Source organism: Sphingomicrobium sp. (assembly GCA_036563485.1).
In the GTDB taxonomy this organism is placed as follows: domain Bacteria; phylum Pseudomonadota; class Alphaproteobacteria; order Sphingomonadales; family Sphingomonadaceae; genus Sphingomicrobium.
On record DATCMI010000001.1, the window covers coordinates 69,756 to 93,950 of the forward strand.

Below are 24,195 nucleotides of genomic sequence, written 5' to 3' on the forward strand. Positions count from 1 at the left end.
CAACCCTATTCGGCGAGGTCGTCCTCGGCCCCGGGCCCGACCATCAGCGCCTCGCCGACTTCCTCGGTCTTGCCGCGAATGGCGTTCTCGATGCGCTGAGCCACGTCAGGGTTTTCCTTGAGATACTGCTTGGCATTCTCGCGGCCCTGGCCGATGCGGATGCTATCGTAGCTGAACCAGCTGCCCGACTTTTCGATCAGGCCGGCCTTGGCGCCCAGGTCGAGGATCTCGCCCATCTTGCTGACGCCTTCGCCGTACATGATGTCGAATTCGACCTGCTTGAACGGCGGCGCCACCTTGTTCTTGACGACCTTCACGCGCGTCGCGTTGCCGACGATATCGTCGCGGTCCTTGATCTGGCCGGTCCGGCGGATGTCGAGGCGAACGGACGCGTAGAATTTCAGCGCATTGCCGCCGGTCGTCGTTTCCGGATTGCCGTACATGACGCCGATCTTCATGCGCACCTGGTTGATGAAGATGACGGTGCAGCGTGAGCGGCTGATCGAGCCGGTCAATTTGCGCAGCGCCTGGCTCATTAGGCGCGCCTGGAGCCCGACGTGACTGTCGCCCATCTCGCCCTCGATCTCCGCGCGCGGGACCAAGGCAGCGACGGAGTCGATCACCAGCACGTCGATGGCGTTCGAGCGCACCAGCGTGTCGACGATCTCGAGCGCTTGTTCGCCCGTGTCCGGCTGCGACACGATCAGCTCGTCGATGTTCACGCCCAGCTTCTTGGCATAGACGGGATCGAGCGCATGCTCCGCATCGACAAAGGCAGCGGTGCCGCCGGTCTTCTGCGCTTCGGCGATCGCGTGCAGCGCAAGCGTGGTCTTGCCCGAGCTCTCGGGCCCGTAAATTTCGATGATGCGGCCGCGCGGCAAACCGCCGACGCCAAGCGCAATGTCGAGCCCGAGGCTTCCGGTCGAAACCGTCTCGATCTCGATCTTCTCACGGCTGCCGAGCTTCATCGCCGAGCCCTTGCCGAAAGCGCGGTCGATCTGCGCCAGCGCGGCTTCGAGCGCCTTTTGCCGGTCCGTGCCTGAAGTTGCCACTGTGCCCGATTCCAATCCGTTACCGATGACCTTGAGCTGCGCTGCCATGTCCCCTGCCTCCGTTCAAGCTGCAATCATCGACGGCCGAGCACCGCCTGTGGAGAAGTCATGTATCCTATTTGTTCTCGCGGAACAAGTAGGGAACGGAAACAGCCGTAGGAACTTGGCGGACGCCGCTGCGCTGTCGCTTCAGGAGGACCAACATGGCGCAGAAATCGGCAGGCGGTAATTCGGGCGGCATAGCGAAGAAGGGCGGCGACGAAGGCGCGCGCGGCGGCCGTGGCGGCGGCGGCAAGGGCGGGAGCGGCTCCGGCGGCGCGAAAAAAACCAAATAAGCCGCTCAAGTCGACGCCTCGTAAGCGCGCGACGAACTTATGGGGCGCGGGTGAACACCTTGCCCGCTCTCATCACGAACGCGATATTCCGCAGTGATCGGATGTCCTGCATTGGATCGCCGTGCACCGCGATAATGTCCGCGCTCTTACCGGGCTCGATCGAGCCAATCTCTTTCTCAAGCCCCAGCAGTTCAGCGGCCGTCGTGGTTCCGGCACGCAGCGCCTGTTCCGGCGTCATCCCGTACCGGACGAGCAGCTCCAGCTCCTCTGCATTCGTGCCGGGCAACTCGAACGTGTCGCTCCCAAAGACGATCTTCACGGGCGTGCGGAGGGCACGGCGAAACGTCGCGACATGCTCCCGAACGGTATTGCCGATCTGTTCACGGCGACTGGCCGGTACCGGCGCGAAGATCTTGTTGTCGCGCCAAAGCTCGTACACCAGCAGCGTTGGCACGTAGTAGATGCCGCGTTTCGCCATCAGCTGGAACGTCGGCTCGGTAAGATAGAGCCCGTGTTCAATGGAATCGACGCCGACATCGATCGCAAGTCGTGCCGCTTCATCGCTATAGGTGTGAGCTGCGACCTTCACATGCGCGCGGTGCGCCTCCTCGACGATGGCGGCGAGTTCCTCCCGTGAGTAGTTCATCGAGCCGGTCAGAATGTCTTTGCGAAGCTCGCGCTTCTCAAAGGATTCCATGTAGACCTTGATGACGTCAGCTCCCTGGAAAATCAGGGTGCGGATCGCCTTGCGCACTTCGGTCGGCCCATCCGCGCTTTGCGACAGCGGCGGCAACGTGACGTAGGGAGAATAGCCGACCAGCCCGTAGGCTCCGGTTGCTGTAACTGGCCTGATTGCTGCGACGATCCGCGGGCCGGGTACGATTCCCTTCTCGATCGCCTCACGCAATGCGATGTCGGCGAAACCGGAGCCCTCATTGCCGAGGTCGCGGATCGTCGTGACTCCTCCGGCAAGAGTCTTCGCCGCATTGGCGCTCGCATAGATGGCGCGGTACTCGGGCGTTTCACGCAATGTCTGGGCGTCGGAGTCCCCGGCGTGCAGCGCGATGTGGGTGTGCGCGTCGATCAGCCCCGGAAGCACCGTTTCACGGGAGAGATCGATGACCGTTGCCCCCGCCGGGATCGGCACGCTTGACCCAACCTCCGCGATGTCAGCGCCGCGCACGCGGATGACGACATTGCTTCTTGGCGGGTTTCGCCCGTCTATGAGGCGGCCAGCCTTGATGTAGATGTCAGATGGTGGCGCAGTCTGCGCCATCAGGGTCACGGCAGCGATCAAAGCGAACAGGATGCGAGTCATGTCGACAAGCTAATCGCTACTTCTCGGCTTGCCCATGCGCATCAACACGGTTTTGCTGAGAAACAAAGAAAGGCGATTCGAAAGTGTTCTTGCGTACCGCATACCTCGTTGCAGCCCTCGCCATAGCCGCGCCTGCAACGGCCAAAGATCTCACTCTTGACCGGGTGTTCCAAAGTCCATCGCTCGACGGCCCGGCACCGCGCCTTCCCCGCCTATCCCCCGACGGAAGAATCCTGGCGCTGCTCAGAAACCGTCCAGACGAACGCGACCGGTTCGACCTGTGGGCGATCGACACGACGACAGGCGCTGAGCGAATGCTTGTGGACTCCACCAAGCTCGGCGCTCCGGCCGCCTTGTCCGAAGCGGAGAAAATGCGTCGTGAACGACTGCGCATCGGCAACGTGCAAGGCATTGCCGATTTCGATTGGGCGCCGGACAGCCAATCCATCTTAGTGCCACTGAGCGGGGACCTGTATTTCGCGTCGGTGACCGGTACGACACGTCGTCTAACGAACACCGCCGAAACCGAGATGGAAGCGAACGTGTCGAGTCGCGGCCGCTATGTGTCGTTCGTCCGCGATCGCAATCTTCACGTGCTCGATCTGGCTAGCGGCAAGGAGCGTGCGGTCACGAGTGATGGCGGCGGCACCGTCACCTGGGGGACTGCGGAGTTCGTCGCTCAAGAGGAAATGGGTCGCTACCGCGGCACTTGGTGGGCACCCGACGACAGCCGGATTGCCGTCCAGCGCACCGACGACGCTCCGCTTCAGATTGTCACTCGGACGGCCATCGGCGCTGGCGGCGCGAGTTCGTTCGACCAGCGTTACCCGGTGGCCGGCACAGCCAATGCCGAAGTGCAACTTTGGTTGGTGGGGCCAGACGGATCAAACCCGGTGAAGGCAGACATCGCCGTCGGCCCCGAATCCTACCTCTCCCGCGTCGACTGGGCGCCCGATGCGTCCGCTCTCTACGTGCAGCGGCAGGACCGTCTTCAGACCCGTCTGGACATGCTGCGCGTCGATCCGCGCACCGGCGCCAGCCAGCTTGTCTTCAGCGAGCAGGCCAAGCCCCGCAGTTGGGTCAACCTTTCCGACGCCTTTCGTCCGCTCAATGACGGGAGCCTGATCTGGTGGTCGGAGCGTGATGGTCACGGCCATCTCTACCGCTGGCGCGGCGGCACTTGGACGCAGCTGACAACAGGTCCGTGGGAGGTCGCCGAACTGCTCGCCGTCGATGAACGGCAGCACCGCCTCTATTTTTCGGGAAACCGCGAAACGCCGCTTGAGCGGCAAATCTATTCGCTCGACTATGACAATCCCACCCAAGTCACTCGCCTGACGGAACAAGGCTGGTGGAACGCCGCCGTGATGGACCGCACGGGCCAACGGATGATCGTTACCCGCTCCAATCCTGACCAGCCGCCGCAAACCTACCTTGCCGATAATTCAGGAAAGCGCCTTCTGTGGGTCGAGCGGAATGAGTTGTCAGCGCGCCACCCCTATGCGTCTTATCTCAACAGCCATCGCCCAACCCGCTTCGGCACGATCAAGGCGGCAGACGGCAGTGAACTTTACTGGGAGATGATCACGCCTCCGCTGGTTCCCGGCAGAAAGTACCCGGTGTTCTTCCAGCATTACGGCGGGCCGACCGCCCAGCAGGTTCGTCGCGCCTGGATGGGCGCCCTTCCACAGTATCTCGTCGACCGCGGGTGGATATTCTTCCAGATCGACAATCGCGGCTCGGCAAATCGCGGAAAAGCTTTCGAGGATCAGATCTGGCGCCGCCTGGGCGGGGTCGAAGTCGAGGACCAGATCGCCGGGGCCAAGTGGCTGCAAAGCCAGAAGTTCGTCGATCCGCGTCGTATCGCGACGTACGGGTGGTCGTACGGCGGATTCATGACCCTGAAGATGCTGGAAGCTGCGCCGGGGCTTTTCGCCGCCGGCGTCTCCGGCGCGCCCGTAACAAGCTGGCGTCTCTACGACACCCACGCAACGGAACGTTATCTTGGCGATCCTCGGGCCGACACGGGTCCGTATCTTAAGACTGACCCGATCAACCACGTCAGCGCGATTTCAGACCCGCTGCTGCTGATCCACGGCATGTCCGACGACAATGTCGCGCTCGAACATTCGACCTCGTTGATGGCCAAGCTGCAGGAGTCCAAGATTCCGTTCGACGTGATGCTCTATCCCGGCATGACCCACCGGATCACCGGTGAAGGTCCGCAGGTCCATTTGTGGCGAACGATCGAAGAGTTCCTCGACGAAAACGTCAGGCAAAAGGACGCCGCCACTAAAGCTCGGCGGTGGCGGTCCCGAACGCAGGAATCGAGCCGTCGTTAGTGACGCCACTGTGTAATGCGAGGAGGATCAGAGCCAAGCGCGCTTGAGCGCGCAGACCGCGTGGCCGATCATCAGCAGCGAAGGCATCAGGGCCATCGTCAGCATGTTCGGCTGGGGAGCCGGCAGCGCGTCGGCGACGGCAGCGGCGCGGTCGATGAGGATGAGGACGAGGGCGGCGGCGAGCACCGGGTAAGCTAAGACGCGATACATGGGACGAAACCTTGGGTTGCGTTGGCAATGCTCGCCTATTGGGGCCCGATCGTTGCGCGGCGGTGCTCCGACTTCAGGAGAATTGTTGCGATTGTGACGGGGGCGCGGGGCGCCAAAAGAAAAGGGCCGCGCAAGGCGGCCCTTTTGCAATGACAGGTAGGAGGCCCCGGTTATCGCCGGGAACCAGCCTTATGCCGGGGTCACGTCCCCGGCACCGGTGCCGCCATCCTCGCCGGCTGCCGGGCGGGTGTCGAAAACCTCGTCGATGAGGCCGAACGCCTTGGCCTCGTCCGCTTCGAGGAACTTGTCGCGGTCCATCGCCTTCTCGATCTCCTCGAGCGGCTGGCCGGTATATTTGGCGTAGAGGGAATTGAGGCGGCTGCGCATGCGCAGGATCTCGCGCGCCTGGATCTCGATATCCGCGGCCATGCCCTGGGCGCCGCCCGAGGGCTGATGGATCATGATGCGGCTGTTGGTCAGCGCGACGCGCATCCCAGGTTCACCGGCGGCGAGCAGGAAGCTGCCCATCGAGGCGGCCTGACCGATGCAGACGGTGCTGATCTTCGGCCGGATGTACTGCATGGTGTCGTGGATCGCGAGACCGGCCGTCACCACGCCGCCCGGCGAGTTGATGTACATGAAGATGTCCTTCTTCGGGTTCTCGGACTCGAGGAAGAGCAGCTGGGCAGTGATCAGCGAGGACATATGGTCCTCGATCGGACCCGTGATGAAGACGATCCGCTCGCGCAGCAGCCGCGAATAGATGTCGAAGCTGCGTTCGCCCCGGTTCGACTGTTCGATGACGATAGGGACGAGCTGCGAAACGATGTCTTGGTGATCAATCACGGGAATGAAGTCCTCTTTTGCCTGTCACCACTACATCGGCGCGAACGCGCAAAGGTTCAAGCGGGCTCGCCGGGCGCGGGATGGGCGAGATAGGCCAGGCGTCGGACTTCGCGGCGCCCACGCGTGACGGTGTCGAGGATCAGGCCGGCGAAGAAGCATAGCACGGCGATGATGGTCATGCCGGTGACCAGGATGGCGGTCGGGAAGCGGGGAACGAGGCCCGTCCGCATGTAGGTGACGACGAGCGGCGCTGCCAGGATCAGCGCGGCGACGATCAGAAGCGCGCCGATGCTGCCGTAGAAAAGGGTCGGCCGCTCGATGCGGTACAATGTGCCAATCGTCTTGAGAATGCGCCAGCCGTCGCCGTAGGTCGACAGCTTCGAGTGCGACCCTTCGGGGCGCGCGGCATAGACGGTTTCGACCTCGCCGACGGGCATCCTGAGCTCGAGCGCGTGGACGCTCATCTCCGTCTCGATCTCGAAACCCTGGCTGAGCACCGGAAAGCTCTTCACGAAGCGGCGCGAGAAGACGCGGTAGCCGGAAAAGATGTCGTTGAAGCTGCGCCCGAACAGGCCGGAAAGAAGGCCGGTGAACAGCTTGTTCCCGATCACATGGCCGCCGCGATAAGCATCCTTGCGCTCGTGCCGCCGAGTGCCGACGACCATGTCGAGCTGGTCGGTCACGAGCATGTCCACCATGGCCGGGGCGGCGGCGGAATCGTAGGTCAGGTCGCCGTCGGCCATGATGTAGACGTCGGCGTCGATGTCGGCGAACATCCGGCGGACGACATGGCCCTTGCCCTGCTGCCGTTCCGTGCGGACCACGGCGCCCGCGGCGGCCGCGACCTCTCGGGTGCGATCGCGGCTGTTGTTGTCGTAAACGTAGACGGTGGCGCCTGGCAGCGCGGCGCGGAAGCCAGCTACCGTTTGGGCGATCGCCGCTTCCTCGTTGTAGCAGGGCAACAGGACGGCGACCCGCGTCTCTCCGGCGCTGGTCATCCCCCTGCCCGGCCCTACCCGGCTTACTTGCTCTTCTTCGCCGGAGCCTTCTTGGCTGCCGGCTTGTCGGAAGCCGTGGCCGCCGCCTTGTTCGCCGGCTCGCTCTTCAGCGGCTTGGCGGGCTTGGGCGCTTCGGAAGCCTCTTCGGTGAGCTTGACCTTGTCAGCGGCCGGTTTGCCCTTTGGGGCCTTAGCCGGCTTCGTGCCAACCTTGTCGCCAGCGTTGGCTTCGGGAGCCGGAGCTTCGTCAGCCTTGGCCTTCTTGCCGCCCGCCTTCTTGGCTTTCGCCGGAGCTGCATGGTCATGGCCGCAACCAGGGCCGTGGACGTGGCCTTCTTCGCTCTCGAGGTCGGCTTCAAGCTGCTCGCGCGTCGCTTCGCGATCGCTGATCTCGGCCTTGCCGAACAGGAAATCGACGACCTTGTCCTCGTAGAGCGGCGCGCGCAGCTGGGCTGCGAACATCGGCTCCTGCTGGACGAGCTGGAGGAAGCGCTTCTGGTCCTCGCCCTGATATTGCTGGGCGGCCTGCATGATCAGCCCGCGCATTTCCTGCTCGCTGACCTCGACACCATTGGCGGCGCCGATTTCGGAAAGCAGCAGTCCGAGCCGCACGCGGCGCTCGGCAATCTTGCGATAATCGCCCGATTCCTGCTCGATCTCGGCGAGCGCAGCCTGCGGGTCGTCTTCGTGGCTCGCCTCGTGGCGGAGCTGGTTGAGGATGTTCTCATATTCCGCATCGACCATCGATTCCGGCACCGGGAAGTCATGGCGCGCCGCGAGCTGGTCGAGCAGCTGGCGCTTCATGTGGGTGCGGGTCAGGCCGTTGAGCTCCTGCTCGAGCTGGCCGCGGATCAGGCCCTTCAGCTGCTCCAGGTCGTTGAGGCCGAGGTTTTTCGCGAAGTCATCGTCGACCTTGGTCTCACCCGCGGTCTTCACTGCCTTGACGGTGATCGCGAAGACCGCGTCCTTGCCCTTCAGGTTTTCGACGGGATAATCTTCGGGGAAGGTCACGTTCAGCTCGCGGCTTTCGCCGCCCTTGGCGCCGACCAACTGGTCTTCGAAGCCGGGGATTAGGCGGCCCGAACCGAGCTCGAGCGACATGTCCTCGCCCTTGCCGCCTTCGAACGGCGTGCCGCCGACGCTGCCTTCGAAATCGATGACGACGAGGTCGCCCATCTTCGCCGCGTACTTGGCCGGAGCGTCTTCCCAATTCTTGTTCTGGCTCGCGAGCTGCTCGACCTGTTGGTCGACGGCGCTCTCGTCCGGAGCGACGGTCAGCCGCTCGAGCTTGATGTCCTCGATCTGGGCGGTCGGAACTTCGGGCAGTGCTTCGAGGCTGACGCTGACTTCGGCGTCCTTGCCCGGCTCATAACCCTCTTCGAGCTTGACCTGCGGCTGCAGCGCCGGACGGACATTCTTCTCGGCGAGCAGCTGCTGGACGCTGTCCTGAACCGCGCCTTCGAGTGCCTGCTGCTGGAGTGCGTCGCCGTGCATCTTCTTGATCAGGTTCGGCGGCACCTTGCCGGGGCGGAAGCCGGGCATGCGGACCTGCGGCGCCAGCCGCTTCACTTCCTGTTCCACTCGCGCCTCGATGTCCTTGGCGGGAATGGTCAGCATGAAGCCGCGCTTCAGGCCCTCGTTCTGCGTCTCGACCGTCTTGATGCTCACGTGTCCTAATCCTGAAAAAGTCTGCGGTTCGGGTAGCTGTGCGTGGATTTCGTTCCTCGCCTGTCCCCCGGACAGGCTACGGAACGAAATGGTGCGCGCGAAGGGACTCGAACCCCCACATCTTTCGATACTGGAACCTAAATCCAGCGCGTCTACCAATTCCGCCACGCGCGCGCGGCCACCCGAAGGTGCGGCGGCCTATAACAGGCATGGCCGCGTGGGCAACTCTTCGCTTGAGGGAACGTTCGTCGGCGAAAGGAGAAACCCACGATGCAGCAGCTTCCCGAAGAGCCGACCACCAATCCCGCGCCCGACACGCCGGAGCCTTCGCAACCGGGCCAGCCGATCGAGCCGCCCGCCGAGGAGCCTGGGCAGATGCCGAACATCGACGTCCCCTCCCCGGCCTCGCCCGGCACTGCCCCGTCCGGGCCGATCTCTCCCGTCGGTTAGCTGCCGCGGAGGGCAGCTGAGGCGACGATCGCTTCGAAGTCGGGAAGCGCTGCTTCGTAATAATGCGAACGGGCGGCGTCGTAGAGGATCAGGTACAGACGGCCGTTGACCACGGCGCCGACCGCACGGCCCTTACGCCACAGTTCGTCGCCGTCGAGATGCTCATAGTCGAACTGGAAGCCGTTGGTGCCGAGGAACGGCCGCGGCTTAATCCCGAGAGTGCGGAACTCGAGGGCCCCGGCGCGGACCCGGAACAGGCTTTCGATCATCGCCGTGATTTCGGGCGGCGTCATGTCCGACCGGAAGACGGGCACCTGCTGGTCGTCGGAGCGGCGCTGGTAGACCACGGCCTGATTGTTCTTGAGTCCGCTGACGAACATGATGCCGTCGAGCACCGGCCCGTTGAGCGTCCAATCCTCGACCGCGCGGACGTCCCAGAAGCGGTTGGTGCGATAGCGGTTCCATGGCCGCGGCGCGACGACGGTCAGCGTATCGTCGCCCACGGACACGCGACGGACATTGACCGCGGAATATGAGCTGAAACCGTAGCCGCTGTCGCCACCGACGGTGGAGCAGGCGGAAAGGCTGACGGCGCTAAGCAGCAAGGCAGCCGAGAAAAGACGTTTCACTCTGATCCTCCTCAACCGACCATCTGCCGCACCCACGCCGCGTCGGGTGCGTTCGGGCTCATGGTAAGATATTTGGTGAAGGCCGCCTTCGCTTCTGCAGTCCGGCCCTTCTTCATCAGGAAGATGCCGTGCCAGCGCCAGGCGTCGGCGGGCGCGTCCGGATAGACGACGGCGGCGGCATAGCTTTGCGCGGCGCGGACGTCGTCGCCCTGGTGGACGCGGTTGCGCAGGCGCCAGACTTCGCCCTCGTAGAAGCGGAGCAGCCCGTTCCAGCCATCCTGGGCGAGCGTCTGGATCAGATATTGGCTGGCGCCCGGGTCGTTGAGCTTGACCTGGTCGTCAAGCAGGGTCTGCCGGATCGGCCCGATCGTCGAAAGATAGCGGGCGCGGCGATCGTCGTAGCGCTTGCCCGGCATCGTAACCTCGGCAGCGTCGGCGCGAAGGTCGGCCATCCGCGTTTCCGGCGCAGGGTGGGACGCGAACAGGTCGAAGCCGCGGTCGCGATACTTGCCGCGATAGCGCGCACTCGCCTGCTGCTCGCCGATCAGCTGCTGCCAGATGTTCGCCATCTCCACCGGCGGGTAACCGGCGTTTTCCAGAAGCTTGGCGCCCATCGCGTCCGCCTCCGCCTCCATGCCGCGGCTGTAGCGGAACAGCGACAGCAGGGTGCCGAGCTGCGCGAGCTGCACATAGTCGCCGAGATAGGCGCCGGCAGCGCCGCCGCCGATACCCGCGAGCATCGAGCCGACCGCGAAGATGTCGGTCTTGCGCTTCTGGTCGCGGTAGGAGCGGATGATGTGGCGGCGCAGGAAGTGGCCGGCTTCGTGGGCGATGACGCCCGCGAGCTGCGCTTCATTGCGCATGCGCAGAAGCAGGCCCGAAAAGACGATCGCGAAGCCCGTCGGGAACATCATCGCGTTGAATTCCGGCACGCGTGCCAGATAGATGCGGAAATCCTTCGCGGCTGGGCCGCCGACATCGCCGATCAGGTTCTGCAAATAGCCGGTGATCGCCGGATCCTTGATCAGCAGGTTGGAGCCGGAAATCTCTTCCTCGACCCGCTCCATCTCCTGCCACAGGCCGATCTCGTCCCGTTCGGTCGGCTTATAGTTCGGGCCGACCAGCGGGACCATCTCGGACGGACGTACGCGCGCCTGAGCGACGCCGGTGTGGAGAGTGGCCGCCGCGATGCCGCCGCCGATCAGCAGCGAACGGCGGCTGATTTCAGCGCAACGCATGCACATCAGCGGGCTCCCTGCGCGCGGCGCACCGCGTAGCCCGGCTTCATGCGGCCGAGCAGCCGGTCAACCATCTGGGCCGCGCCCTGCGGCGTCCGCAATTCGCCGAACTTGATCCCGGGGACCTGGCTGCCTGCCTGGACGACGTTGAACCACACGACTTCGCCGGTCTTCAAGTCGACCAGCGAGGCATAGTCGAGCTGCTCCTGCCCACCGACGTTCGGCGCGCAGAAGCCGACGAAACAGCCGGCAAGGCCGAGGACGCCGAGTGCGATGCGGCCGCCGGACGCAACCTGGTCCTCGGCGTGGAGGAAGAGCGCATAGTCATAGCCAGTCTTCTGGCCGAGCCGGACGGCGTCCTGGCCGAGCGTCCAGTCGAGACCGCGCCGCGACTTGGTCGGCAGATATTCGCCGAGATATTTGTGCTCGACGATCGCCTGGCCGACCGCGTAGTTCAGCCGTTCGACTTCGGCGAGCTCGTCCGCGGTGACGCCGGGAAGCTCGTTGCGCCGCTCAATGATCGTGACGTTGCCGCCGCGGGTCGCCTGCTGCGCGCGGATGGCGGCAATGATGTTCTTGCGGGCCTGCTCGGTCCAGTCGGCGCGCGGCTCGACCATGCCGCCCGTGGTCAGCGAACCGACGCTGACGTCCGGACGGAGGACGAGAAGCTTGTAATTGCCTTGCGGCGGCGTGAACTGGACATCGGCGAACTGGCGCGTCTGCACGCAAGCGCTCAGCGTGACGCTTGCCGCCAGCGCGAGCGCTGCACCCCGTTTGAACATCGGAACCCTCCATCGCGGGTGACGCGCACCCTTGCCCACGGCTGCCATTGCAGCTTCATGCCTGAACCGTGGATGAAAGAAAAGCCAGTCTTTTTAGATGCTTATGGGCGCGTGCAGAAGGCGGGCGTGGCTTCGAGACAGCGCCCGTCAGTGGCGCCCGCAGCAAGCGGCAGCTCGATAAGGGCAGCGAGGGTCGGCATGATGTCCGCCGTTTCGACAGCAGTCGCAGCGGTGGCGCCGCGGAAACCGGGTCGCCAGAAGATGATCGGAACGCGGCGGTCGTAATCCCACGGGCTACCGTGCGTGCCGACGCTGCCCTTCGAGCGGTTCGCCGAGGTGATTTGTGGCTTCAACACGACGTAAAGGTCGCCCGAGCGCTCGGCATCGAACGAAGCGCGGACGCGCTGAAGCAGCGGCCAGCGATCGGGCGAACCCGACGGAAGCGCCGCCGCGGCGATTTCCTCGCTGGTGAACACCGCTTCGACCTGCGGGTGCGCGCGGTAAAAAGCGGCGGCGGCGTCACGGGCGCGCGTCCGTTCCGGCCCGTTAAGCGCTTGGTCGAGATAGATATCGCCGAACGGCCCTTCCGCATGGACGATGCGCGCATGTGTGCCGAGACGCTTCCTTAGCGCCGAGTCAACCGCGTTCGGCTGGAGCGCCGGGTCAACCCAGTCGGCGGCAGCAACGCCGCGGTCGCGCAGCCGCTCGGGGAAGTCGAGCCCGCCGTGATCGGCGGTGAGCGCAACCGCATAATCGACGCCGCTCGCGTCGAGCACCTTCAGGAAGGCGCCGAGATCGCGGTCGAGGGAGGTGAGTTGCAGGCACATCTCCTGCCCGCCGGGGCCGTAGGTGTGGCCGACATAATCGGTGCCGGCGAGGCCGACCGACAGGAGGTCGGGGGAAGCGCCCGTGCCGAGCTTCATTTCCTGGACCAGCGCGGCCGCAAGCGCGAGCGTGGTGGCGTCGAACTGCGGGGTGGCACGGAACAACGGCGCCTCGCCGGGTGCGCGGCCCAGCGCGCCATTGCCGAACGGCGCAGCGCGGCCGGAGAGCGCATAGGGTTTCGCCTTGCCGGCGCAGAAGGGCGTGGCCGCGAGCGGCGAAGAGCCTGCTGCGATCAGCCTTGCTGCGGCGGCGTTGGCCCGGACGACGCTCTGTGGCGTGGCGGCAGTCTTCAGATCCGTCACGAAGGCCTTGCCGCTCCAGTACCAGCGCTGGTCGGCGACATGACCGCCCATCATCACCGCTGAGCGGTCTTTGCCGGCAACGGCGACGTTGCGGCTCGCCGGCCAGGCGCGTTTCATCAGCTCGCCGAGGGTGGGTACGCGCAGGTGAAGCGGCGAAACGGCGTAATTGCTCGAGGTGGTGCCGGGTACGCTTTCGTCCTCGGCGCAATAGACGCCCTTGCTCTCGCGCGGGGACTTCGGGTTCTGCCACCCATTGGCGACAATGCCCGTGCTGGCCGGGCGCCGCCCGGTGAGGATCGTCGAATGGCCGGGGCAGGTCTCGGTGCTGGCATGGCTCTGAAAGCCGTTGCGGAAGACGGTGCCAGTCGCGAGCCGTGCCAGGCCGCCGGTGAAGTGCGGGCGATATTCATCGAACAGGTCTGCCGACAGCTGGTCGACCGAGATGACGACGAGGAGCTTCGGGGGTTCCGGCTGCTGGGCGGCGGCGGGAGTGGCGATCGCCGCCGCTAGCAGGCAAAATATGGACTTACGCATCAAAGGCTCCCGTCATTGCGAGCAAAGCGAAGCAATCCAGCGCTTTGCCAGTGGATTGCCGCGTCGCTTCGCTCCTTGCAATGACAGCGCTACGATAGCTTCGCCCGAAGCCGTTCGTTGACCAGCTTTGGGTTCGCCTTGCCCTGCATCGCCTTCATGGTCTGTCCGACGAAGAAGCCGAACAACGCCTCCTTGCCAGCCTTATACTGCTCGACCTTATCGGCGTTCGCGGCGAGCACCTTGTCGATCTCGGCATCGATCGCGCCGGTGTCGCTGGTCTGCTTGAGCCCTTCGCGCTCGACGATGGCGTCTGCCGGGTCGCCGCTTTCCAGCATCTTCTCGAAGACGGTCTTGGCGATAGTGCCGCTGATCGTGCCGTCGGCGACGAGCCTCAACAGGCCTGCCGCATGGGCGGGCGAGACCGGGCTTTCCGCCATGGTTTCGCCGCGGCGGTTGAGCGCGCCGAACAGCTCGGCAACGACCCAGTTCGAGGCCTGCTTGGGGTCGACCTGGTTCGACAGCAAGGCATCAAACCAGCCGGCAGTCTCGACTTCGGCCGTCAGCACGCCGGCATTGTAGGGTGAAATGCCCATCATCTCGTAGCGCTTGCGCTTGGCGTCAGGCAGTTCCGGGATCGACTTGCGGCAATCCTCAAGGAACGCGTCGTCGAGCTCGAGCGGCAGCAGGTCCGGATCGGGGAAGTAGCGATAATCGTGCGCGTCTTCCTTCGAACGCAGCGGCCGTGTGACGTTTTTGTCGGGATCGTAGAGGCGGGTTTCCTGGACGACCTGGCCGCCCTCTTCGATCAGCTCCACCTGGCGGCGGGCTTCATGTTCGACCACGGCCATCACGAAGCGCACCGAGTTTACGTTCTTGGTCTCGGTACGGGTGCCGAACTCTTCGCCCGGCTTGCGCACGCTGACGTTGACGTCGGCGCGCATCGAGCCCTGGTCCATGTTGCCGTCGCATGAGCCGACATAGCGAAGGATCGACCGCAGTTTCGACAGATAAGCGCCGGCCTCCTGCGGAGAGCGCATGTCCGGCTTCGACACGATCTCCATCAGCGCGACGCCGCAGCGGTTGAGATCGACGTAGCTCATGGTCGGATGCTGGTCGTGCATCAACTTGCCGGCGTCCTGCTCGACGTGGATCCGCTCGATGCCGATGCGCTTGGTCGCGCCGTCGTCGAGGTGGACCTCGATCTCACCCTCGCCGACCACCGGGTGGTAGAGCTGGCTGATCTGATAGCCCTGCGGAAGGTCGGCGTAGAAATAGTTCTTGCGGTCGAAGCGCGACCATTTGTTGATCGTGGCATCGAGCGCCATGCCGGTGCGCACCGCCTGGCGGATGCACTCGCGGTTCGGCACCGGGAGCATGCCCGGCATCGCCGCGTCGACGAGGCTGACCTGCGTGTTCGGCTCCGCGCCGAACGCGGTTGCTGCGCCCGAGAAGAGTTTTGCGTGCGAGACGACCTGGGCATGGACCTCGAGGCCGATCACGACCTCCCACTCGCCAGTTTCGCCCTTGATGCGGAAAGGTGCGCCTGCGTCCGCCATTACCACCACTTCCCCGGGCGGGCGGTAAAGCCCGCGCGTTTTTCAATTGCGAGACCGGCGTTGAGCACGGTCTGCTCGTCGAGCTCATTGCCGATGATGTGAAGGCCGAGCGGGAGGCCCTGCGCGTCGAGGCCGCCGGGCACGCTCATCGCCGGAAGGCCTGCGAGGCTCGCCGGGACCGCGAACACGTCGTTCAGGTACATGGCGAGCGGGTCGGTCGTCTCGCCGATGCCGAAAGCCGCGCTTGGGGCCGTCGGCGTCAGGATCAGGTCGCACTGCTCGAACGCATTCCGGAAGTCCTGCTTGATCAGTGCGCGGACCTTCTGCGCCTTGGTGAAATAGGCGTCGTAGAAGCCGGCCGAGAGCACATAGGTACCGATCATGATGCGGCGCTTGACCTCGGCGCCGAACCCCTCGGCGCGGGTCGCGGCGTACATGTCGTCGAGCGACTTCACGCCTTCGACGCGCAGGCCGTAGCGGACGCCATCATAGCGGGCGAGGTTGGACGAGGCCTCCGCCGGCGCGATGATGTAATAAGTCGGCAGCGCATATTTGGTGTGCGGAAGGCTGATCTCGACCGGCGTGGCGCCCGCGTCCTTCAGCCATTCGATGCCGCGGTCCCAAAGCGCGTTGATCTCTTCTGGAACGCCGTCGATGCGATACTCGCGGGGAACGCCGACGCGCTTGCCCTTGAGGTCGCTCGACAAGTTCGCTTCCCACTGCGGGACCGGAACATCGAGCGACGTCGAGTCCTTGGGGTCGAAGCCGGCCATGGCTTCGAGCAGGATGGCGCAGTCCCGCACCGTCTTGGCCATCGGGCCCGCCTGGTCGAGCGAGCTGGCGAAGGAGACGATGCCCCAGCGCGAGCAGCGGCCGTAGGTGGGCTTAATGCCGCAGATGCCGACGAAAGCAGCGGGCTGGCGGATCGAGCCGCCGGTGTCGGTGCCGGTGACACCCGGCGCGATGTCCGCAGCGACGGCCGCGGCGGACCCGCCCGAGCTTCCGCCCGGAGTCAGCGACGCATTGCTTCCGTTGTTGCGCCGCCAGGGCGAGATCACGGGCCCGTAGGCGCTCGTCTCGTTGGACGAGCCCATGGCGAATTCGTCCATGTTGAGCTTGCCGAGCATGCCGGCGCCGGCGCGGCGCAGGTTGCCGCTGACCGTGCTCTCGTACGGCGGCTTGAAGCCCTTGAGGATCTTGCTGCCTGACGTGGTGTCGACGCCCTGCGTCGCGAACAAATCCTTGATGCCGAGCGGGATGCCGGCCAGCGGGCCAGTCTCGCCCCCTGCCCGCGCTTGGTCGGCAGCGTCCGCGGCGGCGAGTGCGTCCTCGGGCGTTTCGACAGTGTAGGCGTTGAGCGCACGCGCGGCGGCGACGGCGGCGTTGAACTGCTCGGCAATCTCGCGGGCCGTGAAATCGCCTGACCGGAAGCCGTCGCGCAGCTCGGCAATCGTCTTTGAGGTGAGCTCGCCCACTATTCGATTACCTTCGGCACGGCGAAGAAGCCGTGCTGGGCTTCGGGCGCATTGGCGAGGACGTTGTCGCGGATATCGCCGTCGTTGATGACATCGTCCCGGAGTCGCAGCTTCTGATCGATCACGGTTGCCAGCGGCTCGACGCCGTCGGTGTTGACCTCGCCGAGCTGCTCGACCCAGCCGAGGATGTTGTTGAGCTCGGGCGCCAGGCGCTCGACCTCTTCATCGGTCATGGCGATGCGCGCCAGCTTGGCGATGTGGCGCACCTGTTCAGTTGAAACGGACATGGTGGGGCCGATAGCGACGCCCCTTGGGAGCGGCAAGCGACAAGCCGATTCGCACGTGCTTGGCGCGCCGTTAAGCACCGCCGTTTGCCAGGCTCGGCAACGCTTCGCACGAAAAATGGCAAAGAGGCGCGGTTAGGGTCCGGGTAACCACGACAGGCTGCAGGAGCGGAGCGACGCCCTTGTCGCCCACCGCATGGCTGAAGATCGAGGTTAACTTTGGCGATACCTGGTCTCTTGAAGTTGTTTTGAAACCAGAACCGCATCCTGACCGCCTCAAATCACCAAGTGGGGAATTAAGATGCGCTTCAAACTTTGCCTCGCGGCGCTCGCCGCCACGGTTGCTGTCGCGACGCCGGCCGCTGCCCAGCAAGCTAGTGCTACGGCCAACGCGACCGCGAAGGGCGTCGTGCTGCTGCCGCTGACGCTGACCAAGAGCAGCGACCTCGACTTCGGCACGGTCGTCGCCAGCAGCACGGCCGGCACGGTCGCGATCAACGCTGACAGCGGTACCCGTAGCGTCACCGGCGGCGTCACTGGCGTCCCGAGCTTTCCGGGCGGCCGTGCGCTGTTCCAGGGCGCGGGTTCCGCTTCCCAGCAGGTCGTGCTGACGCTGAACGCGGCGAGCATCCTGACCAGCGGCGGCAACACCATCACGGTCAGCAGCATGACGTTCGACACGGGCGCTGCCAGCTCGACCAACCTTGCCGGCAACCTGACCACCACGCGGACGATCAACGGCACCGGCGCGTTTGCCGTCGGCGTCGGCGGCACCTTCGCCATCGCGGCCAACCAGCCGAACGGCGTCTATTCGGGGACCTTCTCGGTTACCGCTGATTATCAATAACCCACTGGTTCTCAGCGGTGAGGGCGGCTGTCCACGGACGGCCGCCCTCTCTTTTTGCGCGGACCAGGCGCGGCTTGCCGCTTGGCCCGCCCTCCCCTAACCGGCGCGGCCAATGTGCGCCCGCCGTTTCCTCTACGTCGTCTTCTTCCTGACCCTGCTCGCGGTCGCGGGAGCCTTCGCGATCTTCAAATATGGCGACCGCGTGCTGATCAAGCAGGCGGTGCCGCAAGGGCATTTCGAGAGGCCCGCGCCGGAGACCGGCCCTGACTATCGGAACAATGCCGCCTGGCTGACACGCCCTGGGGTCGACTGGCCTGACAATCCGACGCAATGGACCCCCGCCGGCATCACCGAGCCGGACACCGACGGCCCGCGCGCAGCGGTCTTCTACGTCCATCCGACCACATATCTGGAACGGGACCGCTGGAATGCGCCGCTGCAGCCCGCCGGTGCTTATTCCGATTTCCGCACCACCTTGTTCCTGCAGAGCCAGGCAAGCGCCTTCAACGGCGTCGGCGAGATCTGGGCGCCGCGCTACCGCCAGGCCGCATTCGGCGCCTTCCTGCTGCGGAGCGAGGATGCGCAAAAGGCACTCGACCTTGCCTATAGCGACGTCGCCGCAGCGTTCGACCGGTTCCTGGCCGAGAATGAGAGCGGTCCGATCATCCTTGCCGGTCACAGCCAGGGCGCGCTTCATCTCGAGCGGCTGCTTGCCGAGAAGGTCGCAGGCAAGCCGGTCGCGATGCGGATCGTCGCCGCTTACGTCGTCGGTTGGCCGATCAGCACCAGTGCCGACCTTCCGCGGCTCGGCCTCCCGGCGTGCGGCGCGCCCGACCAGCCCGGATGCATCCTGTCGTGGATGAGCTTCGGCGAGCCGGCCAATCCCGACCTGATCCTCGGCCAGTGGGAAGAAACAAAGGGCCTGACCGGCGGTGATCGGCGACGCAGCGACCTGCTGTGCGTCAATCCAATCAGCGGGACGGTAAACGGCAGTGCCGCCGCTCAGGACAATGCCGGTACGCTGGTGCCGACGGCGGATCTCAAGTCCGCCACCCTCCAGCGGGGCGTCGTCGGCGCGCGTTGCGAGGATGGGCTGCTGCTGATCGGCGGCATGGTGCCGTCGCTTGGCCCTTACGTCCTGCCCGGCAACAATTACCACGTCTATGATTATGCCCTGTTCTGGGGTGCGATCCGCGGCGACGCGTACCGCAGGCTCCAGGCATGGCGGCAATGATCAGCGCGCGCGCGGCGGAGTTCGCGGCGGCGCTGCCGCACGGCGGCAAGCTGCTTGGGCTAGACGTCGGCACCAAGACGGTGGGCGTCGCCGTCTGTGACGCGGGATGGCATTTCGCCGGTCCGTCAGAGACCATCCGACGCACCAAGTTCACGGCGGACCTTGCCGAGCTGCGGCGCATCTCCGACCGCGAGGCGGCGGTCGGGCTGGTGGTTGGGCTGCCGCTCAACATGGACGGCAGCGACAGTCCCCGCACGCAATCAGTGCGTGCGTTTGCGCGCAACCTCGCCCCGCTCGATCTTCCGATCCTGCTATGGGACGAGCGCTGGTCGACGCAGGCGGTCGAGCGGGCGATGATCGAGGCGGACGTCAGCCGTGCGCGGCGGGCGGAGAAGGTGGATGCGCTCGCCGCCGCGCACATCCTGCAGGGCGCCATCGACGCGCTGGCGAATCTTCCGCCTCGGCAATAAGCGCTGGGGCCGTGGACCTGCTTTCCATCGATTCGCTGAGCGACGCCCAGATCGAGCACGTCCTCGGCCAGGGCGAGCGGCTGTTCGAGGAGAACCGCTCGACGGCTTCCCGCCGGCACACGCTCGCCGGTCGCATCGTCTTCAACCTGTTCTACGAAAATTCAACGCGGACCTTGATGAGCTTCGCGACCGCCGCGCACCGGCTCGGCGCGTCGGTGATCACCCTGCCCGTCGAGCAATCGTCAGTGAAGAAGGGCGAGACTCTCGACGACACGGCCGCAACGCTGAACGCCATGCGTCCGGACGCGCTGGTGATCCGCCACGGCGAAAATGGCGCGCCGGCCGCTGTGGCCTCGATCATGGAAGCGCCGGTTCTGAACGCAGGCGACGGGACCAACGAGCATCCGACCCAGGCGCTGCTTGATGCAGCGACGATCCGGCACCGTCTTGGCCGCATCGAAGGCATGAAGGTCGCGATATGCGGCGATATCAAGCACAGCCGGGTCGCGCGGTCGAACGCGAAGCTGCTGTCGCGGCTTGGCGCCGAGGTGCGGCTCGCCGGGCCGCCAGAGCTGATGCCGCCCGAACTGCCCTCGCGGTCGGTGGACGAAGCAATCGACGGTGCTGACGTGGTGATGATGCTGCGGGTGCAGCGCGAGCGGCTGGACACCGAGTTCGGCGACGCACCCGGCGAGTTCTTGCAGCTTTACGGGCTTACGCCCGATCGCCTGCGCCGCGCCTCACCTGAAGCCGTCGTGATGCACCCGGGCCCGATGAACCGCGGAGTCGAGATCGACGGCGCGATCGCCGACGATCCTCAGCGGTCGCTGATCAATGTGCAGGTCGAAATGGGCGTGGCAGTGCGAATGGCCTGCCTTGAACTCGCGATCGGCGAGAGCCTCGCTTAGCGCGACGCCAGCCTGACCGGCGCGTCGCCGGCGAACGGACGGACGAAGCAATTGCCGCCGCGGCTCTTGAGCAGCTGGCAACGGGCAACCGCTTCCTGCTGGTTCGAGAAGCCCTGGATCGACAGGCGCCAGAAGGTGCCCTTCGGCGAGTTGAAGCGAGCGCGCAGCGGGAGGTAAGCGCGAAGCGCCGGGTAGCGCTGCGTCAGCTTGGCCCAGGCGGCATCGAGATATTCGGGCGAGCGATAGGCGCCGAGCTGGACGACGGTATCGCCGCGCTTGGGCGCGCGCTGCGCGACGGCAGCTTTGCGCGGCTTCGGCGCAACCGCGACGTGGCGGGCCTGCGGCTTCTTCTTCGGCATGAAGGCGAGGAAAGCCGAGGCGGCTTCGGGAGCGGCAGCAGCCATCATCGCCACCGACACGGGCGCCGGCGCAGGCGCCGCGGCCTGTTCGACGACAGGCGCGGGCTGCGGCTGAGGCGCATGGACGACCGCCTGCTCGAAGCGCGGCTCCGGCACTGCGGGCGCAACCGGCGGGGGCGCAGGGACATAGGTCAGTTCGGGTTGCGGTACCGGGGTAGCTTGCTGGACCTGGACCGGAGCCGGATTCGGCGCAGCCTGGGCGAGCATGGTGTCGCCTTTGACAAGCGCGAGACGAACCGGCTGGCCGGCGTCCGACGCGGCCGGCTTCACCCCGACAAGAGCGGCGACCTGGTCGCCGGGTGACTTGGGGCTGGCGAGCTGCATCCATTGCTGGATGCGCGCGTCGAGCTGGTCGGCCGGCACGTCCTGCGACGCGACCGTGCGCGCCTGCGTCCAATCGCCGGACAAAGCGTGGGCGAGCGCGAGATTCTGCCGGATAGTGGCATCGGCGCCGCGCTGCCGGGCAGCCGCGTCGAGCACCTGGACGGCGTCTCCCGGCCGGCCGGCAAGCGCCAGCGCAAGGCCATAATCGGAAGGATCGAGGACCGAGCGGCCCGCCTCAAGGAAGGCGATCGCCTGGCCGTTCTTCCCAAGCGCCGTTTCAATGAGCGCGAGCTTCAGGATGACCTTCGGCTGGTTCGAATAGAGGCTGAGCGAATCCTTGTAGGCGCCTTCGGCCGAGCGGAAGCGGCCTGCCCCAAAATAAGCATTGCCGAGCAGCGCGCGGTAACCGGCGTCGTTCGGGCTCTTTTCAACCGCGCGCTCGGCGAACTCGATCGCCGTGGCGAAGTTGTTGGCGTTCAGCGCCGCCGCGGCGCGGGTCGCAAGACCGACATTCTCGTCCAGCGACCCGCCGAAGTTGGTCGCCACTTTCGGCGTTGCGCATCCGGCGAGCGCGGAGGCGACGGCAATGGCCGAAATGGCGGACGCGATGCGGTTCGGCCTGGACATGAACATTACCCCTTGGGTTTGGCCTTTGCGGCCATGGCTTCGAGTTCCGGCATGCGCTCGAGCAGCTGGTCCAGCGCGTCGGTGACGAGCTGCTGGGCCGAGCGGCCGTCGACGGCGCACGCGAGGCGCAGCTTCAGGTGGCGGTCGGGATCGAGGCGGAGCGTAAACGCCGCCTTGGCCTTGCTGCCCGGAGCCGAACGAGTGCGCGGTGCACGGCGCGGACGCGGTGCAGCAGCCACCGGAGCCGCGACGAACGCCGGCGCTTCGACCGGTTCAGGCTGGGCAGCCACGACAGGAGCAGGCGCTTCCGGTTCGACTTCGGGCACGAACACTTCGGCAGTCTCGTCGCTGTCATCCTCTTCCGATTCGGTGAGGCGGTCGGCGAGTTCGGCCTGCTGATTGTGAACCGGCGATTGGACCGGCGTCAGGCCGGTCGGATGAGCGCGCGGGTGCTCGACGACTTCGCCGAATGCATCGTGCGAATCGTCGCGCGGAGCGATCGCCGGCTTGGGCGCTTCGAAGCCCATATCGTTCCAGCCGAGATCCTCGAGACCGGCACCGGCCTGGCCGAAGCCTTGCGGACGCATGGCCGGACGAGCCGCGCCCTTGCGGGCGAGGAGGCCGGAAGAGAGAGAGGCGAAAGGCTTGGCTTCAGCCACGGATCCGCCCTCCTACTGACCGACGACGCGGCGGCCGAAGCCACCGACCGGACGCGGACTGGCCGGGGCGATTCCGGGCGCCGCTCCGGGCGCCGCGAATACGGTCCGGCGGAAATTCTTCTCGAGGCGATCCGAAATATAGTCCCAAAGCTCGGTCACTTCCTTTGCGGAGCGGCCGTTCGGATCGATCTCCATCACCGTGCGGCCGTCGATCATCGAGGCCGCAAAGTCGGTGCGGTGGTGAAGGGTCACGGGAGCGACGGTGCCGTGCTGCGACAGCGCGACTGCGGCTTCGTAGGTGATCTTCGCCTTGGGCGTCGCCGCATTCACGACGAAGATCAACGGCTTGCCGGCACGATCGCAAAGATCGACGGTGGCGCCGACGGCGCGAAGGTCGTGCGGGCTCGGCCGGGTCGGGATGACGATCAGCTCGGCGACGGCGATGACGCTCTGGATCGCCATGGTGATCGCCGGCGGCGTATCGATGACGGCAAGGCGGAAGCCCTGCTGCCGAAGAACCTCAAGATCGGACGCAAGCCGGGCCACGGTGGTCTGGGCGAAGGCCGGCATGTCGGCTTCGCGCTCGTTCCACCAATCGGCAAGGCTGCCCTGCGGGTCGATATCGATCAGGCAGACCGGGCCTGCCCCCGCCAGTTGCGCCTGCACCGCCAAATGGCCGGACAGGGTCGTCTTGCCCGATCCGCCCTTCTGCGATGCCATAGCCAGGACGCGCATGCTTTTCCCCTCGCGTGAATGACGTCAATTCGAGGCTGGAGTGACACCAGAGGCTCTAAAATCTGGTTAACGGCCCTAAGACCCTGTTTGCTCTACCGCCGAGCTGGGCTAAGAGGGTGTGGGGGTGGTTTTGGCCATGACTTTCAAATACTTGCTTGCAGCCGCAGCAATCATCGGAATGGCAGTTCCGGTTTCGGCGCAATCGGTAAAAGCCGGCGTCGAAGCCTGGCAGCACGCCGATTATGCCGGCGCCGTCGCGGCATGGAGGCCGCTTGCCGAAGCCGGCGACGCCGACGCGCAGTTCAACCTCGCCCAGGCGTACCGCCTCGGCCGCGGCGTGCAGACCAACCTGTCAGCTGCCAAGACCTGGTTCGAACGCGCGGCGCGCCAGGGCCATGTCGATGCGCAGACCACACTTGGCCTGCTCCTGTTCCAGAACGGCGACCAGGCGAATGGCCTAACCTGGCTCAAGCAAGCGGCGGAAAAGGGCGAAGCGCGCGCGCTTCTGGTCTTCGGAACAGCGCTGGTGAACGGGGACGGTGTCACGCAAGACCCGGTGCGCGGCTATGCTTATGTCAGCCGCGCCGCGGCCCAGGGGCTCGCGCCCGCAAAGGAGACGCTGGCGCAGCTCGACACGTTGATCCCGCTTGCTGACCGCAAGCGCGGGGTGGCACTTGCCCGCCAACTTGCGAGGGCCACGCCTGCCCCGGCGGCGAAGGCAAAGGCGAAGCCGGCACAAGCTGCCGCGGCTGCAAAGTCCAAGGCCAAGCCGGCGGAGACGGTCCTGTCAGCCAAGCCGGCTCCCACCCCGCCGGCGGCAAAGGCAGCGCCGCTCAAAGCGATCAGCGGCAACTGGCGCGTCCAGCTCGGCGCCTTTTCGCAGCGCGGCTCGGCCGAAGCGCTGTACCAGAAGCTCTCGGGCAAGAGCGCGCTCTCGGGCCGGCGGCCCTTCTATATCGCTGCCGGCGCGGTGACCCGGCTCCAGGCAGGGCCGTTCGAAAGCAAGAGCGCGGCGGATGCCGCGTGCAGGTCGCTGGGTGTCCCCTGCTTCTCCGTTCCAGCGAAATAG

The 24,195-nt window shown here is 65.6% G+C and carries 24 protein-coding genes and 1 tRNA gene; 8 read left to right on the top strand and 17 right to left on the bottom strand.

The window, feature by feature from the left end; genetic code table 11:
- Window positions 1-5: 5 nt before the first annotated feature.
- Entirely contained in the window at window positions 6-1,100 is a 1,095-nt protein-coding gene (gene recA, locus VIL42_00390; GenBank protein HEY8591306.1) for a recombinase RecA, read from the bottom strand.
- 155 nt (window positions 1,101-1,255) lie between these two features.
- On the opposite strand from recA, the gene VIL42_00395 reads away from it, so the two are divergent.
- Entirely contained in the window at window positions 1,256-1,387 is a 132-nt protein-coding gene (locus VIL42_00395; protein ID HEY8591307.1) for a hypothetical protein, read from the top strand.
- A 37-nt stretch (window positions 1,388-1,424) separates the two neighbouring features.
- Here VIL42_00395 and VIL42_00400 read toward each other — a convergent pair whose 3' ends face one another.
- A complete protein-coding gene (locus VIL42_00400; GenBank protein ID HEY8591308.1) occupies window positions 1,425-2,705 on the bottom strand; it encodes an amidohydrolase family protein in 1,281 nt (426 codons plus the stop codon).
- A gap of 89 nt (window positions 2,706-2,794) precedes the next feature.
- On the opposite strand from VIL42_00400, the gene VIL42_00405 reads away from it, so the two are divergent.
- The gene (locus VIL42_00405) at window positions 2,795-5,047 is read left to right on the top strand and encodes a DPP IV N-terminal domain-containing protein (GenBank protein ID HEY8591309.1); all 2,253 of its coding nucleotides are present in this window, start codon (window positions 2,795-2,797) and stop codon (window positions 5,045-5,047) included.
- A gap of 27 nt (window positions 5,048-5,074) precedes the next feature.
- On the opposite strand, the gene VIL42_00410 is transcribed toward VIL42_00405, so the two are convergent.
- From VIL42_00410 to VIL42_00430, 5 genes are all read right to left on the bottom strand, one after another.
- Window positions 5,075-5,257, bottom strand: coding sequence for a hypothetical protein (locus tag VIL42_00410; protein HEY8591310.1), 183 nt, complete (start codon window positions 5,255-5,257; stop codon window positions 5,075-5,077).
- 189 nt (window positions 5,258-5,446) lie between these two features.
- Window positions 5,447-6,103, bottom strand: a complete 657-nt coding sequence (clpP, locus tag VIL42_00415) for an ATP-dependent Clp endopeptidase proteolytic subunit ClpP (GenBank protein ID HEY8591311.1) — start codon at window positions 6,101-6,103, stop codon at window positions 5,447-5,449.
- A gap of 56 nt (window positions 6,104-6,159) precedes the next feature.
- Window positions 6,160-7,101, bottom strand: a complete 942-nt coding sequence (locus VIL42_00420) for a glycosyltransferase family 2 protein (GenBank protein HEY8591312.1) — start codon at window positions 7,099-7,101, stop codon at window positions 6,160-6,162.
- A gap of 23 nt (window positions 7,102-7,124) precedes the next feature.
- Window positions 7,125-8,762, bottom strand: a complete 1,638-nt coding sequence (tig, locus tag VIL42_00425) for a trigger factor (protein ID HEY8591313.1) — start codon at window positions 8,760-8,762, stop codon at window positions 7,125-7,127.
- A 95-nt stretch (window positions 8,763-8,857) separates the two neighbouring features.
- Window positions 8,858-8,942 (bottom strand) — tRNA-Leu (locus VIL42_00430).
- Between the two features lie 96 nt (window positions 8,943-9,038).
- Between VIL42_00430 and VIL42_00435 the strand changes: the two genes are divergently transcribed.
- Window positions 9,039-9,218, top strand: a complete 180-nt coding sequence (locus tag VIL42_00435) for a hypothetical protein (GenBank protein ID HEY8591314.1) — start codon at window positions 9,039-9,041, stop codon at window positions 9,216-9,218.
- Here VIL42_00435 and VIL42_00440 read toward each other — a convergent pair.
- The 7 genes from VIL42_00440 to gatC form a co-directional block, all read right to left on the bottom strand.
- Entirely contained in the window at window positions 9,215-9,847 is a 633-nt protein-coding gene (locus tag VIL42_00440) for a hypothetical protein (GenBank protein ID HEY8591315.1), read from the bottom strand. The genes VIL42_00435 and VIL42_00440 overlap by 4 nt on opposite strands.
- An 11-nt stretch (window positions 9,848-9,858) precedes the next feature.
- Window positions 9,859-11,091, bottom strand: coding sequence for a M48 family metalloprotease (locus tag VIL42_00445; protein ID HEY8591316.1), 1,233 nt, complete (start codon window positions 11,089-11,091; stop codon window positions 9,859-9,861).
- Complete coding sequence (locus tag VIL42_00450) at window positions 11,091-11,867, bottom strand: hypothetical protein (GenBank protein HEY8591317.1); 777 nt, start codon at window positions 11,865-11,867, stop codon at window positions 11,091-11,093. Before VIL42_00450 ends, VIL42_00445 begins: the two co-directional genes overlap by 1 nt.
- A 101-nt stretch (window positions 11,868-11,968) precedes the next feature.
- Complete coding sequence (locus VIL42_00455) at window positions 11,969-13,588, bottom strand: alkaline phosphatase family protein (protein HEY8591318.1); 1,620 nt, start codon at window positions 13,586-13,588, stop codon at window positions 11,969-11,971.
- Between the two features lie 89 nt (window positions 13,589-13,677).
- Window positions 13,678-15,144, bottom strand: coding sequence for an Asp-tRNA(Asn)/Glu-tRNA(Gln) amidotransferase subunit GatB (gene gatB / locus VIL42_00460; GenBank protein ID HEY8591319.1), 1,467 nt, complete (start codon window positions 15,142-15,144; stop codon window positions 13,678-13,680).
- On the bottom strand, window positions 15,144-16,619 hold the full coding sequence (gene gatA / locus VIL42_00465; protein ID HEY8591320.1) for an Asp-tRNA(Asn)/Glu-tRNA(Gln) amidotransferase subunit GatA: 1,476 nt from the start codon (window positions 16,617-16,619) through the stop codon (window positions 15,144-15,146). The genes gatB and gatA overlap by 1 nt, the downstream gene beginning before the upstream one ends.
- The gene (gene gatC, locus VIL42_00470; protein HEY8591321.1) at window positions 16,619-16,906 is read right to left on the bottom strand and encodes an Asp-tRNA(Asn)/Glu-tRNA(Gln) amidotransferase subunit GatC; all 288 of its coding nucleotides are present in this window, start codon (window positions 16,904-16,906) and stop codon (window positions 16,619-16,621) included. Before gatC ends, gatA begins: the two co-directional genes overlap by 1 nt.
- A gap of 298 nt (window positions 16,907-17,204) precedes the next feature.
- Here gatC and VIL42_00475 point away from each other — a divergent pair, with 298 nt between their 5' ends.
- The 4 genes from VIL42_00475 to VIL42_00490 all read left to right on the top strand — a co-directional run bounded on the left by VIL42_00475 (window position 17,205) and on the right by VIL42_00490 (window position 20,362).
- On the top strand, window positions 17,205-17,750 hold the full coding sequence (locus tag VIL42_00475) for a DUF4402 domain-containing protein (GenBank protein HEY8591322.1): 546 nt from the start codon (window positions 17,205-17,207) through the stop codon (window positions 17,748-17,750).
- 112 nt (window positions 17,751-17,862) lie between these two features.
- Window positions 17,863-18,984 (top strand): DUF3089 domain-containing protein, encoded by a 1,122-nt coding sequence (locus VIL42_00480; GenBank protein HEY8591323.1) that lies wholly within the window; start codon window positions 17,863-17,865, stop codon window positions 18,982-18,984.
- Window positions 18,981-19,454: a Holliday junction resolvase RuvX gene (gene ruvX, locus VIL42_00485; GenBank protein ID HEY8591324.1), complete on the top strand. Its 474-nt coding sequence runs from the start codon at window positions 18,981-18,983 to the stop codon at window positions 19,452-19,454. The genes VIL42_00480 and ruvX overlap by 4 nt, the downstream gene beginning before the upstream one ends.
- An 11-nt stretch (window positions 19,455-19,465) precedes the next feature.
- Entirely contained in the window at window positions 19,466-20,362 is an 897-nt protein-coding gene (locus VIL42_00490; GenBank protein ID HEY8591325.1) for an aspartate carbamoyltransferase catalytic subunit, read from the top strand.
- Here the strand turns inward: VIL42_00490 and VIL42_00495 are convergent.
- Genes VIL42_00495 through VIL42_00505 form a run of 3 tightly spaced genes read right to left on the bottom strand, consistent with a single transcriptional unit; the run spans window position 20,359 to window position 23,126 of the window.
- Complete coding sequence (locus VIL42_00495) at window positions 20,359-21,732, bottom strand: SPOR domain-containing protein (GenBank protein HEY8591326.1); 1,374 nt, start codon at window positions 21,730-21,732, stop codon at window positions 20,359-20,361. The genes VIL42_00490 and VIL42_00495 overlap by 4 nt on opposite strands.
- A gap of 5 nt (window positions 21,733-21,737) precedes the next feature.
- Entirely contained in the window at window positions 21,738-22,391 is a 654-nt protein-coding gene (locus VIL42_00500) for a hypothetical protein (protein HEY8591327.1), read from the bottom strand.
- A gap of 12 nt (window positions 22,392-22,403) precedes the next feature.
- The gene (locus VIL42_00505; protein ID HEY8591328.1) at window positions 22,404-23,126 is read right to left on the bottom strand and encodes a ParA family protein; all 723 of its coding nucleotides are present in this window, start codon (window positions 23,124-23,126) and stop codon (window positions 22,404-22,406) included.
- 136 nt (window positions 23,127-23,262) lie between these two features.
- Between VIL42_00505 and VIL42_00510 the strand changes: the two genes are divergently transcribed.
- Window positions 23,263-24,195, top strand: a complete 933-nt coding sequence (locus VIL42_00510; protein HEY8591329.1) for an SPOR domain-containing protein — start codon at window positions 23,263-23,265, stop codon at window positions 24,193-24,195.

Excerpts from the sequence above, each read along its gene's own strand:
- recA (HEY8591306.1), bottom strand. The coding sequence starts at position 1,100 with ATGGCAGCGCAGCTCAAGGTCATCGGTAACGGATTGGAATCGGGCACA.
- VIL42_00395 (HEY8591307.1), top strand. The coding sequence starts at position 1,256 with ATGGCGCAGAAATCGGCAGGCGGTAATTCGGGCGGCATAGCGAAGAAG.
- VIL42_00400 (HEY8591308.1), bottom strand. The coding sequence starts at position 2,705 with ATGACTCGCATCCTGTTCGCTTTGATCGCTGCCGTGACCCTGATGGCG.
- VIL42_00410 (HEY8591310.1), bottom strand. The coding sequence starts at position 5,257 with ATGTATCGCGTCTTAGCTTACCCGGTGCTCGCCGCCGCCCTCGTCCTC.
- VIL42_00420 (HEY8591312.1), bottom strand. The coding sequence starts at position 7,101 with ATGACCAGCGCCGGAGAGACGCGGGTCGCCGTCCTGTTGCCCTGCTAC.
- VIL42_00435 (HEY8591314.1), top strand. The coding sequence starts at position 9,039 with ATGCAGCAGCTTCCCGAAGAGCCGACCACCAATCCCGCGCCCGACACG.
- VIL42_00445 (HEY8591316.1), bottom strand. The coding sequence starts at position 11,091 with ATGTGCATGCGTTGCGCTGAAATCAGCCGCCGTTCGCTGCTGATCGGC.
- VIL42_00450 (HEY8591317.1), bottom strand. The coding sequence starts at position 11,867 with ATGTTCAAACGGGGTGCAGCGCTCGCGCTGGCGGCAAGCGTCACGCTG.
- VIL42_00455 (HEY8591318.1), bottom strand. The coding sequence starts at position 13,588 with ATGCGTAAGTCCATATTTTGCCTGCTAGCGGCGGCGATCGCCACTCCC.
- gatB (HEY8591319.1), bottom strand. The coding sequence starts at position 15,144 with ATGGCGGACGCAGGCGCACCTTTCCGCATCAAGGGCGAAACTGGCGAG.
- gatC (HEY8591321.1), bottom strand. The coding sequence starts at position 16,906 with ATGTCCGTTTCAACTGAACAGGTGCGCCACATCGCCAAGCTGGCGCGC.
- VIL42_00475 (HEY8591322.1), top strand. The coding sequence starts at position 17,205 with ATGCGCTTCAAACTTTGCCTCGCGGCGCTCGCCGCCACGGTTGCTGTC.
- VIL42_00480 (HEY8591323.1), top strand. The coding sequence starts at position 17,863 with ATGTGCGCCCGCCGTTTCCTCTACGTCGTCTTCTTCCTGACCCTGCTC.
- ruvX (HEY8591324.1), top strand. The coding sequence starts at position 18,981 with ATGATCAGCGCGCGCGCGGCGGAGTTCGCGGCGGCGCTGCCGCACGGC.
- VIL42_00495 (HEY8591326.1), bottom strand. The coding sequence starts at position 21,732 with ATGTCCAGGCCGAACCGCATCGCGTCCGCCATTTCGGCCATTGCCGTC.
- VIL42_00505 (HEY8591328.1), bottom strand. The coding sequence starts at position 23,126 with ATGCGCGTCCTGGCTATGGCATCGCAGAAGGGCGGATCGGGCAAGACG.
- VIL42_00510 (HEY8591329.1), top strand. The coding sequence starts at position 23,263 with ATGACTTTCAAATACTTGCTTGCAGCCGCAGCAATCATCGGAATGGCA.